Origin of the sequence: Burkholderia sp. RF2-non_BP3, assembly GCF_001522185.1 — a bacterium.
GTDB lineage: Bacteria > Pseudomonadota > Gammaproteobacteria > Burkholderiales > Burkholderiaceae > Burkholderia > Burkholderia diffusa.
The window spans coordinates 875,994-891,965 of record NZ_LOSU01000028.1 but is presented as its reverse complement, the minus strand read 5'-3'; the positions used below and the strand labels follow the sequence as shown (position 1 = coordinate 891,965).

Sequence of the window (15,972 nt, the reverse complement as noted above, 5' to 3'; positions counted from 1 at the left end):
GTCCGGCGATCAGAACGTCGTGCGCAGGCCGGCCATCACGCTGCGGCCGCCTTGCGGCGCGAAGCCGCGCACGACCGAGGTCGCATAGCGGATCTCCTGGTTCGTCAGGTTGTCGCCGCGCAGGTACGCGAGCCAGTGCGTCGCGCCGACACGGAACTTGTACGTGAGCATCACGCCGAGCGACGTGTAGCCGTCGGTCGGAAAGTCGTTGTCGGGCACGCGGTGCTGCGACCACGCGTGCGTGACCTGCGCGCGCGCACCGAACGGGCCGTAGCCATAATCGGCCGCGAGCGTCGCGCGCAGCGGCGCGATGCGCGGCAGCGGCTGCCCGGTGTCGACGTTGCGTGCATGCGTGTAGTCGGCGGTCAGTTCCAGGTCGACCGTGTGACCGCGCCGCGAGAACGCGCGCCACTTGCCGTCGAGTTCGACGCCGTAGAATTCGGCGCGCACGCCGCGATAGACTGCTTCGTCGAGCGTATCGCCGGCGCCGGGTGCGACCGGTTCGCCGTCGTCGTTCACGATGCGGCCCGTGTTGTACTCGGTCAGATAGTTCGAGAAGCGGTTGTAGAACACACCGACGCTGCCGCGGTTCGGGCCGCTTGCATAGCGCAGCGACAGATCGGTCGACACGGCCTTTTCCTTCGACGCGTTCGGGTTGCCGATCAGGAACTGGCCGGTCGCGTCGTGCGGGCCGTTCGAGTACAACTCGTAAAAGGTCGGCGCGCGTTCCGTGTACGCGACGTTCGCCGCGACCGACCACACGGGCGTCAGCGAGAACAGCGCGCCGGCCGATACGCTGCCGGCATTGAAGTCGCGCGGCTGTGCGAGCGCGAATTTCTCGACGCCGGCCGGATCGGGATCGACCTTCACGTGCTCGAAGCGCCCGCCGAGGCTCAGCTTCAGCGCGGGGGCGACCTGCCATTCCTCGAGACCGAACAGCGCGACGCTGTTCGTGCGCGTGGACGGCACGAGCAATTCGTCGCCGAGCGCCGAGAACGTGTTCTGGCCGAACTGCACGCCGATCGCGCCTTCGAACGGGCCGATCCGGCGATGCCGCGCCTCGATGCGCGCCTCGTAGCCGCGGTTGCGAAAGGTGGTGGCCGTCGCGCCGTTGTCGACTTCCTTGTGGCGATAGTCGGTGTACGCGAAGTCGAACTTCAGCTTCGTGAACGGGCCGCTCAGGTTGCGCACCTCGGACGCGAGCGCGAGGCGTTCCTGGCGCATCCGCAAGCGAACGTCGTCCTCGGCGACGGAGCCGTAATTCGACTCGTAGCCGCTGTACGACAAGCCCGCGAAGCCATCGGCCCACGTGTACGACGCGCCGAGCGCACCGCCATGCACGCGGCCGTCGCTGTTCGGCACGTTGCCGTACGGTTGCGGCGTGTCGGGGCCGTCGATCGCCCGTTGCTGGCTGCTGCGCGCGTAGCCGGGAATGCGCAGCTTGCTCGTTTCCCGGTCGAACGCGTCGACATGGAACGCGAAGCGGCCGTTGCCGCCTTCGACCTGCGCGGCGCCCGCGCGCATCGAATTGGCCCCGCCGTAGCGCGCGTCGAGCGCGCCCGTCACGCCTTCGATCGCCTCGCGCGGAATCCGGTTGTCGATCGTGTTGACGACACCGCCGACCGCGTTGCCGCCATACAGCAGCGCGGCCGGCCCGCGCACGATCTCGACGCGTTCGATCGACAGCGGATCCTGCGGCACCGCGTGGTCGTACGACAGCGACGACGCGTCGTAGGCGGCGACGCCGTTCTGCAGCAGCCGGATCCGGTCGCCGTCCATCCCGCGGATGATCGGGCGGCCGACCATCGGGCCGTAGGTGGTGGTCGACACGCCGGGCAGGCCATCGAGCGTTTCGCCGAGCGAATCGGCCTGGCGGCGCGTCAGCGCGTCGCCGGACAGCTGCACGGTCGGCGAGATCAGTTCGGTGTCGCCGAGCGGGTTCGCGGTCACGAAGATCGGCGCGAGCGGCGTGGTGTGCGTCGGCGTCGACGAGGCGGGCGTATCGGCTTGCGCGTGCGCGACGGCGGTGAACAGCATCAGCGAAACGGGCGGGAGCGGGCGAAGCGGTAGACGAGGGAGGTCGCGCATGGTCGGTGAATCGGTTGGAATCGGATCGGGAAACGAGTCATGTGGGTCACGCCTTGGATACGATATATTGTTGCGTCTGCGGCGCGCAGTGACCCGTTTGGATATGACTCGGCGTAACCCGGCCACCCGGATGGAACGGCTGCAGGTGGACGAGCTCGCGAAATGATATGTTATATCATTTCGAATTCCAAGCGGAACGGCGGTGAGCTCCGGGGTTTCCGACAACCTGGCGAAATGGCTGAGATAGCAGAGGCGGTACGTCAGACCGGCAGCGGGGCCGGCGACGCGGGGAACCATGTCTCGCGATGAATCCGCCGCCGCCGCGCACGATTTCTGCCCCGTTGATGCGTATCAATGCGTTGCGGTTTCGAGCCCGGATACTGGCGCGGTCATCGACCAGACAGGAGCGACGCATGACTCAAACCATGAAAGCGGCCGTGGTGCACGCGTTCGGCGAACCGTTGCGCATCGAGGAAGTGCCGATCCCGACGCCGGGCGCAGGCCAGATCCTCGTCAACATCAAGGCGTCGGGCGTCTGCCATACGGACCTGCACGCAGCCGACGGCGACTGGCCCGTGAAGCCGACGCTGCCGTTCATTCCCGGACACGAAGGCGTGGGCGTCGTCGCGGCGGTCGGCGCGGGCGTCACGCACGTGCGCGAGGGCGACCGCGTCGGCGTGCCCTGGCTCTACACGGCATGCGGTCACTGCGAGTATTGCCACACCGGCTGGGAAACCCTTTGCCACGGGCAGCAGAACACCGGCTATTCGGTCAACGGCAGCTATGCGGAATATGTGCTGGCCGATCCCGACTACGTCGGCCATCTGCCGGCGCAGGTCGCGTTCGACGAGATCGCGCCGATCCTGTGCGCGGGCGTGACGGTCTACAAGGGCATCCGCGTCACCGACACGCGTCCGGGCCAGTGGCTCGCGATTTCCGGTATCGGCGGGCTCGGCCACGTGGCCGTGCAATACGCGCGCGCGATGGGCCTGCACGTCGCGGCGATCGACGTGTCTCCGGCCAAGCTCGAACTTGCGCGCCAGCTCGGCGCACAACTGACGATCGACGCGTCGACCGACGATCCGGCGAAGGTCATCCAGAAGGAGATCGGCGGGGCGCATGGCGTGCTGGTCACGGCCGTGTCGCGCAGCGCGTTCGCGCAGGCGCTCGGGATGGTGCGGCGCGGCGGCACGGTCGCGCTCAACGGCCTGCCGCCCGGCGATTTCCCGTTGCCGATCTTCTCGACCGTGCTGAACGGCATCACGGTGCGCGGCTCGATCGTCGGCACGCGTCGCGATCTGCAGGAATCGCTCGACTTCTCGGCGGACGGACTGGTGCGCGCGCACATCCATCGCGACCGGCTCGGCAACATCAACGACATATTCGCGCGGCTGCGCGAAGGGAAGGTCGATGGCCGCATCGTGCTGACCGACATGCATTGACGCGCATGCGGGCACGCTGCCGCGACGCTAGGGACGTCGCGGCAGCGCTGCGTTGCGCTCATGCGCGTATCACGGCGCGAAGAACACGTCGGTGCGGTTCGTCAGGTTGCCCGCGTTGGTCTGGACGAAGAACGGGTGGAACGACGACGACGGCAGCACGTCGAGCCCCTGGTAATCGCCGATGAAGAAGCCTTCCGCGTTCGGCGCGAGCTTCATGTCGAACGGGCCGCCGACGCGCCGCTCGTCGGCGAACGTGGTGCCGCCGTCATGCGAGATCTTGCGCCAGAACCCGGTCGGCAGCGTCGTCGTGTTGCCGGCCTGCAGGTCGCGGAAGTCGTAGTAGGTGACCATCACCGAGCCGGCATTGTCGACGCGCACCGACGGATTGAACGCGGCACGCCCGGTCGGCGTGTTCACTTGCAGCGGCGCGCTCCAGCTCGCGCCGCCGTCCTTCGACGTCGACAGCGCGATCTCGTCGTAGTTGCCGCCGTTGAAGCGGCTGTCCTGCCAGACGACGTACAGCTGCCCCGATGCCGGATCGATCGCGGGCTCCGGAATGATGTCGCCGGTGCGTACCGTTTCGCCGGTGTTCGGATCGGTCACGCCGACTGTCTGCAGCCCGGCGATCACCTGCGGCTTCGTCCAGGTCGCGCCGTCGTCGGTCGACTTGATGAACGCGACCTTGCCGGCCGCCTTGCTGAACGGCGGCTGGATCAGGTCGAAGAAGTCGTAGAGCGTACCGGTCTTCGGGTCGACGACGATCTGGTTGCCGATCGTCTGCTGACGCGACGGCACGTTGACGATGACCTTCGCTCTGCTCCACGTCTTGCCGCCGTCGACCGTCTTCGAAAAGAACGTCGGCCCGCGATATGCCTGCGTGTGCAGGTTCGCGTACGGGTTGCCGTTCGGCAGCTCGAGGCGGTCCCACACCGCATAGGCCGTGCCGGCCTTCACCGGGTTCGCCGTCACCGATTCCTTGTCGTTGAAGAACTGCGTCGTCGGTTCGTCGTTCGCGATCAGCACGGCCGGGCTGCTCCACGTCTGTCCGCCGTCGGTCGACACCGAGGCCGCGACCGCATTGCCGTTGTTCGACTGGTTGAACGAGATCGATACCGAATACGCGGTGCCGTCGGGCCCGAACGACACCCATGGATCCGACGCGCGCTCGTACTTGAGCCCGCCCGGCGCGCAGGCGCTGAACGGTTGCGGCGTGCGCGCCCAGGTCGCGCCGCCGTCGAACGTATAGCCGGCGACGAGCCCGTGGGCACCGCCGTTCGACCAGCGATCCTGCTGCCACACGCCGATCATGTTGGTCGGGTTCGCCGGATTGACCGAGAGCCATGGTTCGACCTCGGCGTTCACGTAGTTCGTGCCGGGGCCGCCGATGGTGCAGGCGGCGAACGGGCTCGGACCGGACACGACCACGGGGTCGGCATGCGCGGCCGCGGCGGCGGCCATCGCCATTGCCGTCGCGGCGGACAGGCGGGTGAGGCGGGTGACAAGCGAGTGGGACACCATCGTGCGTCGCATGGGACTGCTCCTCGTTCACGTGCGGCGGCGATGTCAAGGAACAGCGGCACGTCGCGCGCCGGTACGCGGCGGCAATGGATGCCGTGCCACGCGTCGGATCGTGTCGTTCAGGAGGCCGCTTCAGTCATCGCAATCCGCGTGTGCTGGATGCCGCCAGCACGTCGGTCAAGACACCTGTTCGTTTTCGTTACTTGTCGGGTGCGTCCCGGGATACGGACGCGACGGGAAGGCAGTCCGTGCATACGACGAATGCGTCGAAGTGGATAGCAATGTAGGCGATCGATATGCGGCGCGGCAGGCAATTTTTTGTAACAGGACGTAGCCGGAAAGCGTTGCCGAAGCGGCGGATCCAGAACGCAAAATTTGCCGCCTGAAAGTTCGGAAACCGAATCGAAAGCGCGAATCGGAATCGCTATCGATTACGCGGTATCTTGCCGATGCAGCGCACCGCCGGCGCCGTTCAGCGATCGGCCGGAAAGCGGTCCTGCAACGCGTGGAGCCAGCGCGCGACGACGTCGAGTTCCTCGTCGGAAAACCCGTCGCACAGCTTGCCGTTCAGTTCGCGCAGCACCACGCGCGCGCGCTTGAGCGCCGCGTGTCCTTCGTCGGTCAGGAACAGGCGCGTTGCCCGCCCGTCGTCCGAATCGGCGTGGCGCGCGAGCAGGCCGGCCTTCGCCATCCGGTCGGCGAGCCCCGTCATCGCGGACGGCGCCAGTTGCAGCGCCGCGCCGACTTCGCCGATCAGCGCGCCGTCCTGCCTCGCGAGGCAGAACAGCACGCCGGCCTGCGCGGCGCTGGCGTGCGCATCGGTCTCGGCCTTGCGGTCGACCCAGCGCTGCACGCGCCGCTGGCCGATGTTCAACAGGAAAAACAGTCGTCGGTCTTCGCTCAAGCTCGGTTCCCGGCTGCAATGGAAAGGGACGGGCGACCCGCAGCCCGCGGCACGTCGAGCGCCTGCGCGAGCCAGTCGGCGACTGCTGGCCACAGCACGGTGCCTGGCCGGCTGCGGAAGAAGCCCATGTGTCCGACCGGTCCGCTGCCCGCGGCGTTCGGATCGATCTGGCGGCGTTCGACGGCCGCCCGGGTCAGGTAGCTTACCAGCAGGTCGATCGCGGGCGGATTCGCCCAAGGATCGTCGTCGAAGCCGAGCGCGAGAATCGGCAACTGCTGCTTCGAGAAGCGCTCGGCTGCGCCGAGCGTCGGATCGTCGAAGAAGTAGCGCGGCAACGTGGTCCAGCGGCTCCACTCGCGGAACACGCCGGCGGGGAGGTCCTCACCGAGCCCGAGCCGCTTGCCGGGCACGTAGCCGAGCAGTGCGGACGCGAGCGGGCCGAGCACGCGCAGGATCAGCCGCACCTTCAGCCGTTCGGCCCCGCGGGAAATCAGCCGCGTGCTGCCGGCGTGCGCGGCGACGAGCACGGCCGCGCGCAGGTGCGCGGTGCCGGCCGACAGCCCGATCGCGTGGCCGCCGACGCTGTGCCCGACCGCCAGCAGCGGCAACCCCGCGTACGCATTGCGCGCCCACGCGATCGCGGCACCGACGTCGAGCTCGACCCAGTCGCGCATGCGGGCCTGCAGCGCGCTCAGCCGCGCGGGCCGCGACGCGCCGATGCCGCGATAGTTGTAGGTCAGCGCCGCGAAGCCGCGTTCGGTCAGGAAGCGCGCGAAGCCCGCGTACAGCCGCTCCGGCACGGCGGTGGCCGGATGGATCAACACCAGCGCGCGCGGCGGCGCGTCCGGCGACCACAGCGTGCCGCGCAGCGTATAGCCGTCGGCGGCGCAAAACTCGACAGGTTCCGACGTCATGGCCGTCCTCGTTCGGGTAGGTATTTCGTATGCGAAATATAGTCCGGGATTTATTTCGTGCGCGAAATATCTGTCGAGGAATCATTCGAACGACTTGCCGTGAAGCCCGGCGGACGGTGTGGTTCCCGGCGTGCTGAAGGACCGGCCCGTACACGATTGAGTGGAAGCACTTCCAGGCGGCCACGCCCATCGGCGAAAGCCTGAACGGCAACGCGATTGACGTCGGCGTCCTCGGCCGCTCCTTGCTGAAAGCAGGCCACACTTTGGTGATGTCGCGATTTGTGGAACGGTCAATATCTGCCGGATTTCGCCTGTTGCATTCGCTCCAACCGCATCCGCCCGGGCGGCTCGAAGTACGTGCCGAACCGAACGAGTCCGGCCTTCTTCAGATGGCACGTCATTTCGAAACTCACGAGCACGCCGGGGTCGTCGTTCTCGAGGATCTCGACGTCGATCGAACGGATGCGTGGCTCGAATTTCAGCAGCGTCGCTTCCATTTGCTCCTTGAGCATGTGCGCGGACGCCGGCAGCGCCTTGTAGATGTTCGTCAGGTCCGGCAGACCGTAGTCAGGCAGATGCTTGAGCGCGCCGGCGCGCGTGTTCAGGATGCGCCGCACGTTTTGCTGCACGCTCAGGCATTCCAGCGTTCGGTCGTCGTACGCATCGAGCGGTTCGCCACCGATCTGCCCGAGCAGCATGTCATAAAGGGATGGGCCTGCCGGCACGGTGTCGCTCCTGTTATGCGATCATCGCCGCGGGCGCCGGATGGCCGACGACAGCGTTGTCGCGATCGACGAAGTCGATCGTCACGTTGCCGTCGGCCGAACTCGCGAGCAAGATCCGGGCCGGTGTGTTGCCGGCAGCCATACGCGCCAGCAACTCACGGGACACGGCGGGCAGAATGCGCTGATTGAGGAATGCATCGACATTGCGCGCGCCGGATTCGCGAGCACGGCACAGCTCGGCCATTGCGCCGATCAGCGAGTCGTCGCACGTGAGCTCGACCTCATGCTGCCTGCGCAAGCGGTCGGCGATCTTGGCGAGCTTCAGACGTACGATCGAAGCGAGTGCGGTCACGTCGAGCGGCCGGTAAACCAGTGTCTGGAAGCGCGCGAGCAGAGCCGGCTGGAAGTGCGACACGAGTTGCGGATGAATGGCCCGGATCAGGTCGGCTTGCGATGTTTCGGCATCGTCGGCAGTCGCCTCGTCGATCTGGACGCTACCGAGGTTGGACGTCATCAGGATCACGCAATTGCGGAAATCGATCTCGCGCCCTTCGCCGTCGCGCATCATGCCGCGGTCGAACACCTGATAGAACAGGTCGAGCACGTCGCGATGCGCCTTTTCGACTTCGTCGAGCAGCACGACGCTGTACGGGCGTTGCCGCACGGCCTCGGTCAGGATCCCGCCGCGGCCATAGCCGACGTAGCCGGGCGGAGAGCCTTTCAACTGCGACACCGTGTGCGATTCCTGGTACTCCGACATGTTGATCGTCGTAAGCGCACCTTGCCCACCGAACAGCAGGTCGGCCAGAGCCAGCGCCGTTTCGGTCTTGCCGACGCCCGATGGCCCGGTGAGCAGGAAGACGCCGAGCGGCGCATGCTCGTTCTTGAGTCCAGCTTTCGCGGTACGCAGGCTTTCGGCCAGTGCAGCCAACGCGTCGTCCTGTGCGACCACGCGCGTGGCGAGCTGAGCTTCGAGCGCGAGCAGGCTCCGCAGTTCATCCTCGACCAGATTGCCGACCGGTACGCCGGTCCATTCGGCGACCACGCGCGCGATCGCCTGGGCGTCGACGTCGGCGAAGATCAACGGCGCCTTGCCCTGCACGCTGGCGAGCGCGTGGCGTGCGTGCGCCAGCGACGCGTCGCCGCGCTTGGATGGATCGAGGTCGCGTTGTTCGTGCAGCGCCTGAACGAGCTTGCACTCCTGCTCATAGCGCGCGTGCAAATCAGCCAGCGTTGCCTTCGCGTTTGCGAGCGCTGCGTCAAGCGCGGCTCGGCGTGCGTCCGCACCGTCGATACCGGCTTGCTGATCGGCTTCGAGCATGTCGACTTCCAGTTCCAGCGCGGAGACCGCGGCCCGTGCTCGCTGCAGCTCCGCCGGCGGGGATTCCAGACCCATGCGTACGCGGGCGGCGGCCGTATCGATCAGGTCGACCGCCTTGTCCGGCAACTGCCGCGCGGGAATGTAGCGGCGCGAGAGCTTGACCGCGGCGACGAGCGCCTCATCCCTGATGTGCACATTATGGTATGTCGCGTATCGGCTCTTGAGCCCTCGTAGCATCAGGCACGCTGTGTCGTCGTCGGGCTCATCGACCTTGATCATCTGGAAACGGCGCTCGAGCGCGGCGTCGCGCTCGAAGTATTCCTTGTACTCGGACCACGTAGTGGCCGCGATCGTGCGCAGCTCGCCGCGCGCGAGCGCGGGCTTGAGCAGGTTCGCTGCGTCGGCGCCGCCGGCGGCATTGCCCGCGCCGATCAGCGTGTGCGCTTCGTCGATGAACAGCAGGATCGGCACGGGCGACGCCTGCACTTCGTCGATCACGTTCTTCAGGCGCTGCTCGAATTCGCCCTTCACGCCGGCGCCGGCCTGCAGCAAACCCAGGTCCAGCGTGAGGATGCGTACATTTCGAATCACGTTCGGCACGCTTCCCTCTGCGACGCGCAGCGCGAGGCCTTCGACGAGCGCGGTCTTGCCGACGCCGGGCTCGCCGACGAGGATCGGATTGTTCTTGCGCCGCCGCGCGAGCACGTCGACCATCTGCTGGATCTCGCGATCGCGGCCGAACACCGGATCGATCCGGCCGTTGTGGGCCTTGTCGGTCAGGTCGATCGCGAAGCGGGCGAGTGCGTCGCTCTCGGTCGTCCGTCGGGGCGAATGGGTTTCGGTAGTCGTGGGCACGCCCGCACGCGCATCGTTAGACATCGCCGTGACCGGCTCGCCGGCATCGGCTTCGTGTCCGTCGAGCCTGCTTTCGCAGGAGCGGTGCGCGAGACGCGGCAGGAGCCGCTCAATCTGTGCGCTGCTGACCGACAGCAGCGGCCATGCATTCTGAGCGCGCAACACGTGCGGCGCGTCGACGATCGCTTGCAACAGGTTACCTGACCGGATCGACGCATCGTCACCCTCGGGCGATGCGCGAAGCCACGCGTCCTGCAGCATTGTTGCCAGTTGCGGCGAAAGCGCCGGCTTGCCGCGCAGGTTGCGGGGCAGGTGCTCGATCGCGGCGATCAGCGCATTCCAGACGGCATCGATGTCGATCCCGTAGTGTCGGAGGACCGCCGAAATGTCGCCGTCGCCTGCCTCGATCAGCTTCAGCAGCCAGTGTTCGACGGTGATTTCGTCCGAAAGCCGACCCTGGCATAGGCTCGCGGCCGCCTCGAGTGTTTTCGCGCAGTGCGGATTGAGCTGGCGGAGCAAGTGAGTGGTGTCTCGCAGAGTCATGACAGGGCGGTCGGGATTGGGGCGGCGGCAGCCGTTGGGCGCGCCACCCGCGGATATAAAAAGGCCAGCCTGAATCGGTCAGGCCGGCAAGGAACCGCCAGGGAGCCAGTCGGTTCCGACCATTCGGTCAGGATCAGGAACGCTCGCTCCACGTATCCTTGTGGATGATGTTGCCGTCCTTGTACGACCAGGTGATCGTCTCGTAGCGCAACTCAACGTTCTCGAGGTGGTTGTGCTTCTCGTAGTCCGGGTTCTTGATGTCGTGCATCACCGGATTCACGGCGACGACCTTCACGTTGTCGAGCTTGGTGTTGAAGTACTCCTTTTCCTTGCCCGCGTCATCGATCTTGTACCACTTGATCTCAACCGACTTCAGCGTCTGGCCGCTTGTTACCGCCTTGTACAGGTACGGCGTCGACGCGTCGGTTTCCTTGGTCAGCGTGATCGGTTTGTGTACGCGCGTCCCAGTCAGCTTGCCCGTGTTGCCATCGGTCGGGATGTGCACGCCGTGACCGAATTCGACGAGCTCGACGCTGCCTTCGCGGCCCTGAACCGTCACCGATCCCTTGATGTCGGCGCCACCGTCGTCCTTGAGCCACATATATGCCGGAATTGCCATCTTTCACTCCATTTTTCGTACTACTACCAATACCCGGAGTCAGTCCCCGAGCCTCAGAATCCCGAAGTGGTTTGCTCCGGGGGTAAAACTGTTTCTATTTGCCGACGTCCGGGATCAGCGTGATCTCGACGCGTCGGTTTCGCGCGCGCCCGTCGGGCGTGTCGTTGTCCGCTATCGGCCGCGTCACGCCGTAGCCCTGGATGGCGAACTGCGTGGCCGGAATACCAGACGCGTCAATCAGCCAGTCGCGCACGGCTTGCGCGCGCGCCGTCGAAAGCTTGAGGTTGCTATCCGGATTGCCGACGTTGTCGGTGTAGCCCGCGACGAGAATCCGTTTGTCGGGATGCGCCTTGATCATGTCGAGCGCGCCGACCATCGCGCGCGTGGTGCCAGACTTCAGTCGGGACTTGCCGCTGTCGAACAGCGACATGCTGTCCAGCGTGACGACGGCGGGCGGCGGCGGGGCGGGGGGCGGTTCGTAGGAGGCGATCGCGTCGTTCAGCGCCGGCATCACGTGCATGCCCCGGTACATGCCAAACGATAGGCGCAGCGGAACACCCGTGCGCGCATACAAGTCGAGCCGGTCGCGATCGGCGATGAGGACCTTCAATGCGTCGCGCTTCGCGGCATCGTGCGCGGCCGGGGTCATCGAATACCGATCGAGATCGGTGCTGATACGCGTCAGCAACGCCTCATTATTTTTTGCGGCGCCCCAGAAGGCGACAGCGGCCGTACACGCCAGCAACGCGAGCGCATGAGCGATGGCCGCCATGCGTGGCGATATCCAATGCCGGTGAGGCATCGCCTCGATCAACGGTTGCGGCAGCGGCCACGGCAGTGGCGAGGCGCTGGCATCGGCCCGCATCACCCGGGTCTGCATCTCGACGTCACGTTCCCAAGGGTTCCCCGTTCCGCTCTCGGGGCCGCAGTCGATCCAGCCGGCGCCAAACAGTGTCGAGGGCGTCGCCGGATGATGACGATCCGTCAGTGCGCCGATCACGACCCGCTGCGTCCATCCGATGATCGATGCGAGGGCCGCGGTGCGAACCGCCGTGGTCTGTTCTCCGGCCGAGTGCTGCATCTCGTTCTCGGCGGCACGGATCACCGGTTCGAAACGGCCCGCGTCCACCAGGCGCGTAGCGGAGGACACCCCGTACCACTGCGGTATCGCGGGACTGACGCGGCCGGTCGTAAGCCGCTGATAGATCGCAACATACCCGGGCAATCTCACGCCGAGCATGCGCGCCGCATCGGCGAACGCCTGCCGTACGGCACGCAGCTGTTGTGTCAGCATGTCCGTTCCCGTATGCAGGGCTGGCGCGACCGTCAGCAAGACGCCGTCCGGCGCGCGTCCATCGCGCCACTGCCTGACCGCCACGGCCAGCCGTGGCAGATCCTGCACGCGGTCGACGCGCAGCCAGATCCCGCCGTCGCCGACGTGCGCATGTCGTGCCTCTCCAGCTCGGTTGAACAGCGCCGACAAGCCGTCGCCCGTCACGAGCACCAACGGCATGCGCGTGCGCAGTTTGACGGGGATCTCCGCGGTCGCCTCACCGAGCGCCGCCAGGATGTGTGCGTTTTGCTCACGCACGCGGAACAACTGGTGGCTGCGCCACCCGATGAGCGCGACAGCAACGAGCCCGATGATCGCCGTGAGCGTCCAGACCATGCCGCGCTCGAGCGGCAGCACAAGCCAGATCAACGCAAGCGCCGACGCGGTCGCGAACACGGTCATTACTCGGAACGGGTAGCCGAGCCCCTCGTGAGGATGGTCGGGTGCCGGCGCCGATGTCGCGGACAGGACAGGCAGGTCGGATTTCACGGCCGGGCGACCTTTGCGGATACGAGTTGCGCAACCTGCATGTCGAGCCCCGTGGCCCATGCGCCCCAGACGATCGCCGCGGCTACGCAAGCGAAACCCGCGATCGCCCACGGGGACAGCCGGTAGAACCAGTCGGACAGGCGCAGGCCGGCGCGATCGGTGATGAACGGCCGGTCCGACGATGGGCGGAGCTTGTTCAACCGGGCATCCAACGAATCGATCAGCGCCGCGCGCTTTGCTTCCCCCTCGAGCGCATCACGGGCGTAGCGGCCGACGAAACCGCACCCGAGGATGGCCGAATAACACTCGAGCAGATCGGTCTGCGGCGGTGTTTCTCGCATGCGCTCCTCGAGCCGGTCGAACACGCGCTCGCCGGCATCGTGCAGATCGAAGCGCTCGACCTGCAACGGCTTCCCGGCCCATTCGGACCTTACATCGAGCGGCAGATGCCGCAGCGCCACCTCGTCGAGCAAGCCGCATTGCGCGATCAGCGCCTCATTGCGTACGTCGTCCGGATAACCGCGCTGCTGCAGCGCGGTCGAGAATTGGTTGATGAGCTGTCCGCAGTGTTCGCGCAATTCGTCCGCATCGCGCGTCCGGCCGCCCGGCGCAAGCGTCGTGACGAGCAGCGCCGTATTGCTCAGCAGGTCCCGGATACCGCTACCCGGCACGCGGCCTGCGCCAGGCGCTTCCAGCGGGAGGGCCGCTTCACTACGGCCAGAAGTCAGGGCGTTCATGAGCGAAGCACCGCGTAGAGTTCGAGCGAGGCGTCGGGCACGGACGCCGGCAGGTAGATCTGACAGGCGCGCGCAGCGAGCATCCGGGCATGCGCCGGATCGTTCGAATCGAGCGCGAAATACTGGTTGTCGAGCCGCACCGGAATCGCGGCCGGTACACGCTGTACGGCCTTGAGCGGAATGCCGAGCAGCGCGGAATTGACGATGTGTTCGACTTCGTCCGGCGCGCCGATCTTGCAGAGCCGCGGGAACTGCTCGACGAGCGTGAAGGCGGGTGTCGGCGCATTGACCGACAGGTACCAGTCGGCAGCGTCTTCGACGATCCGCTCGTCGAGGAACTGCCCGGTCCACGTCGTCGGGCTCTGGCGGGTGAGGCCGATCGGCACGACGCGCGACGGAATGATCGCGTCGAGCAGGTCGCGAATCATCGCTTCGAGCTTCGTGAACACTTTGTCGGCACGCGCGTGGTCGTACGCCGGAATGTCCGTGAGATCAGACGAAGTCGAGAAGGTCATCAGCGCGCTGGCCAGTTGCGCGAGCGTGGCGTACAGGTGCTCCGGCGATCGGCCGGGGTGGGTGGCGAACAACCTCAGTTGCGGCCAGGCGGCATGGATGCAGTGAAGCAGCCAGAAGAGCTGCACATCGGCGACACCGTATTCGGCGACCTGATCGATGCGCTCGCTGCGGCGCGCGCCGAGCGCGAGGCTCTTGGCATGCAGGATGTCCGCCAGGCGATTGATGCGCTCAAGGTGCAGTGGATGACTGCCGAGCGTCAGGCACGGCGGCACGAACCGCTGATCGATCTGGAACTGGCCATTTGTTCCTCGCGTAAGCCGTGCGATCGCGCAAACCGTGTCGTCCGCATGCGACTCGAAGTCGAACAGCAGGCGCACAGCGTGGCGCTCGGCCGCGATCTCCGTTTCTCCCGTCCCGTTCAGGTCCGTGACCTTGACGAACTCCCGGTACGAGCGGCGTGGGCGCGCGAGTGTGGCCTCGTCGAAGCGGCAGTTGTTGCCGTTCGCATTCGGCAGTGCGAGCGCGGCGAGCACGACAACGCTCTGCTGATCGGCGGGGACGCCTTGAGTCAGATCGCGCGCGGAAGGCAGCGGATCGGCGAGGGTCGTATCGATCGGCGTGCCGTCCGTAAACCGAAGCTTGAGTCGCGTGAGCTTGATGCGGCCAGTGGCCAGCGCTTCCTCGTCGACCTCGACGCCCAGTGTGCCCCACGGTTGCGCGAGCGCAGCCGTCGCGAATTGATGGAGCGCAAATTCGGCCCAACGCTGCTGCTGTTGGAAATGCTGCTGCGTCAGGATGAGCCCCTCGTGGAACAGCGGTTTATCGATCCGCATGAGTATGGTCTGTTTGTTCGTTATCGGGTCAAGGGCGTAAGCCTATACATGATCTTCATCGCGTAGTGAAATAGCCAAGTAGTTTGGTTTACTAATTGGAGTCGTGGCGGCGGGTGAGGCGGAAAAACAGTGAAGGCACATTTGTTTGGATTTTTCTTATTGAGATTACGGAATTATTGCCATTTTGAGATAGTGGTGTGGGCGTTGCCTGACGGGCATAAGTTGCGATGTGAAATACCGAGATAATTGATCGCTGGTGCGATTTCGCTAGGATTTGTCTGAATTGATGTTGATAAACGTTAAATATAAAAAATTAGACACGTAATTTGACGTTTTATTGAGATTTTATTTAGAGGCGAATACGCAACAGGCTTTGACGTGTGCCGTGTTTCCCATGTATAAGTCCCGTTCGATTTCGCCGTACGAACGGAGACCACACGATGAATAATCGATCGGGACACACCCTGCATCAGGTGCTTGGCACACGTGCGCAAGGTGGCGACCACGTCGATATCGTGCCGGATGCGATGTGCGTCTGCGCCGTGCTCTACCATTAACAATTAAGGATTGCAAATGGATAGCTTCCAGAGAGAAATTCCGAAAAGTCGCGTTTCAATTACCTTGGATCTGCATACGGGCGGCGCCCAGAAGAAGATCGAGCTGCCGCTGAAGCTGCTCGTGGCTGGCGACTTCAGCGCGGGCCGCGAGCAGGCGCCGCTGGCCGAGCGCAAGAAGGTCAACATCGACAAGAACAACTTCGATGCGGTCCTGGCGGACTATGCGCCCGATCTCAAGATCGCCGCGGAGAACACCCTGGCCGGCGATGGCTCGGAATTGCCGGTAAATCTGTCGTTCCGCTCGATGAAGGACTTCGAGCCGGAACAGGTTGCGCGCCAGATCCCGGAACTGCAGGCGATGTTGGCGATGCGAAATCTGATGCGCGATTTGAAGAGCAACCTGCTCGACAACGGCACGTTCCGCCGCGAGTTCGAGAAGATCCTGAAGGACAAGCGCCTGTCTGACAAGCTGCGCGGCGAGTTGTCGCAGATCGCGACGGCAGCGACGCAACCGGAAGGCCATGCCTGAACGCGGCCGGCCCAAGCGAGCCTTTACCGCATTCCGCAACCAGATCGCT

Annotated in this window: 12 protein-coding genes and 1 pseudogene; 3 read left to right on the top strand and 10 right to left on the bottom strand. The window is 65.5% G+C overall.

All coding sequences use genetic code 11. From position 1 onward, the window contains the following. Positions 1-9 precede the first annotated feature (9 nt). The gene (locus WS45_RS14250) at positions 10-2,037 is read right to left on the bottom strand and encodes a TonB-dependent receptor (protein WP_059700484.1); all 2,028 of its coding nucleotides are present in this window, start codon (positions 2,035-2,037) and stop codon (positions 10-12) included. A gap of 464 nt (positions 2,038-2,501) precedes the next feature. On the opposite strand from WS45_RS14250, the gene adhP reads away from it, so the two are divergent. Next, the gene (adhP, locus tag WS45_RS14245) at positions 2,502-3,530 is read left to right on the top strand and encodes an alcohol dehydrogenase AdhP (RefSeq protein WP_059700482.1); all 1,029 of its coding nucleotides are present in this window, start codon (positions 2,502-2,504) and stop codon (positions 3,528-3,530) included. 69 nt (positions 3,531-3,599) lie between these two features. On the opposite strand, the gene WS45_RS14240 is transcribed toward adhP, so the two are convergent. The 3 genes from WS45_RS14240 to WS45_RS14230 form a co-directional block, all read right to left on the bottom strand. Beyond that, positions 3,600-5,060 carry a sialidase family protein gene (locus tag WS45_RS14240; protein WP_059700481.1) on the bottom strand — a complete coding sequence of 487 codons (1,461 nt, stop codon included), beginning with the start codon at positions 5,058-5,060 and terminating at the stop codon, positions 3,600-3,602. Positions 5,061-5,520: 460 nt separating this feature from the next. Further along, positions 5,521-5,952 (bottom strand): MarR family winged helix-turn-helix transcriptional regulator, encoded by a 432-nt coding sequence (locus tag WS45_RS14235; RefSeq protein ID WP_059700479.1) that lies wholly within the window; start codon positions 5,950-5,952, stop codon positions 5,521-5,523. After that, complete coding sequence (locus WS45_RS14230; RefSeq protein ID WP_059700476.1) at positions 5,949-6,866, bottom strand: alpha/beta hydrolase family protein; 918 nt, start codon at positions 6,864-6,866, stop codon at positions 5,949-5,951. Before WS45_RS14230 ends, WS45_RS14235 begins: the two co-directional genes overlap by 4 nt. Positions 6,867-7,012: 146 nt before the next feature. Here WS45_RS14230 and WS45_RS36110 point away from each other — a divergent pair. Further along, a pseudogene (locus tag WS45_RS36110) lies at positions 7,013-7,114 on the top strand (ABC transporter substrate-binding protein); the annotation flags it as partial. Between the two features lie 42 nt (positions 7,115-7,156). Here WS45_RS36110 and tssE read toward each other — a convergent pair. The 6 genes from tssE to tssK all read right to left on the bottom strand — a co-directional run bounded on the left by tssE (position 7,157) and on the right by tssK (position 14,837). Beyond that, complete coding sequence (gene tssE / locus WS45_RS14225; RefSeq protein WP_059700474.1) at positions 7,157-7,591, bottom strand: type VI secretion system baseplate subunit TssE; 435 nt, start codon at positions 7,589-7,591, stop codon at positions 7,157-7,159. A 13-nt stretch (positions 7,592-7,604) separates the two neighbouring features. Further along, positions 7,605-10,310 carry a type VI secretion system ATPase TssH gene (tssH, locus tag WS45_RS14220; RefSeq protein ID WP_059700471.1) on the bottom strand — a complete coding sequence of 902 codons (2,706 nt, stop codon included), beginning with the start codon at positions 10,308-10,310 and terminating at the stop codon, positions 7,605-7,607. A 133-nt stretch (positions 10,311-10,443) separates the two neighbouring features. Next, complete coding sequence (locus WS45_RS14215) at positions 10,444-10,929, bottom strand: Hcp family type VI secretion system effector (protein WP_059690140.1); 486 nt, start codon at positions 10,927-10,929, stop codon at positions 10,444-10,446. Positions 10,930-11,023: 94 nt separating this feature from the next. Continuing rightward, a complete protein-coding gene (locus tag WS45_RS14210) occupies positions 11,024-12,751 on the bottom strand; it encodes an OmpA family protein (RefSeq protein ID WP_059700469.1) in 1,728 nt (575 codons plus the stop codon). Next, on the bottom strand, positions 12,748-13,488 hold the full coding sequence (locus WS45_RS14205) for a DotU family type IV/VI secretion system protein (RefSeq protein WP_059700467.1): 741 nt from the start codon (positions 13,486-13,488) through the stop codon (positions 12,748-12,750). Before WS45_RS14205 ends, WS45_RS14210 begins: the two co-directional genes overlap by 4 nt. Beyond that, positions 13,485-14,837 carry a type VI secretion system baseplate subunit TssK gene (tssK, locus tag WS45_RS14200; RefSeq protein WP_059700465.1) on the bottom strand — a complete coding sequence of 451 codons (1,353 nt, stop codon included), beginning with the start codon at positions 14,835-14,837 and terminating at the stop codon, positions 13,485-13,487. The genes WS45_RS14205 and tssK overlap by 4 nt, the downstream gene beginning before the upstream one ends. A 573-nt stretch (positions 14,838-15,410) precedes the next feature. Between tssK and tssB the strand changes: the two genes are divergently transcribed. Continuing rightward, entirely contained in the window at positions 15,411-15,923 is a 513-nt protein-coding gene (tssB, locus tag WS45_RS14195) for a type VI secretion system contractile sheath small subunit (protein WP_059700463.1), read from the top strand. The last annotated feature ends 49 nt before the right edge of the window (positions 15,924-15,972 follow it).

Excerpts from the sequence above, each read along its gene's own strand:
- tssH (WP_059700471.1), bottom strand. The coding sequence starts at position 10,310 with ATGACTCTGCGAGACACCACTCACTTGCTCCGCCAGCTCAATCCGCAC.
- WS45_RS14205 (WP_059700467.1), bottom strand. The coding sequence starts at position 13,488 with ATGAACGCCCTGACTTCTGGCCGTAGTGAAGCGGCCCTCCCGCTGGAA.
- WS45_RS14215 (WP_059690140.1), bottom strand. The coding sequence starts at position 10,929 with ATGGCAATTCCGGCATATATGTGGCTCAAGGACGACGGTGGCGCCGAC.
- WS45_RS14240 (WP_059700481.1), bottom strand. The coding sequence starts at position 5,060 with ATGCGACGCACGATGGTGTCCCACTCGCTTGTCACCCGCCTCACCCGC.
- WS45_RS14230 (WP_059700476.1), bottom strand. The coding sequence starts at position 6,866 with ATGACGTCGGAACCTGTCGAGTTTTGCGCCGCCGACGGCTATACGCTG.
- tssB (WP_059700463.1), top strand. The coding sequence starts at position 15,411 with ATGGATAGCTTCCAGAGAGAAATTCCGAAAAGTCGCGTTTCAATTACC.
- adhP (WP_059700482.1), top strand. The coding sequence starts at position 2,502 with ATGACTCAAACCATGAAAGCGGCCGTGGTGCACGCGTTCGGCGAACCG.
- tssK (WP_059700465.1), bottom strand. The coding sequence starts at position 14,837 with ATGCGGATCGATAAACCGCTGTTCCACGAGGGGCTCATCCTGACGCAG.
- WS45_RS14250 (WP_059700484.1), bottom strand. The coding sequence starts at position 2,037 with ATGCTGTTCACCGCCGTCGCGCACGCGCAAGCCGATACGCCCGCCTCG.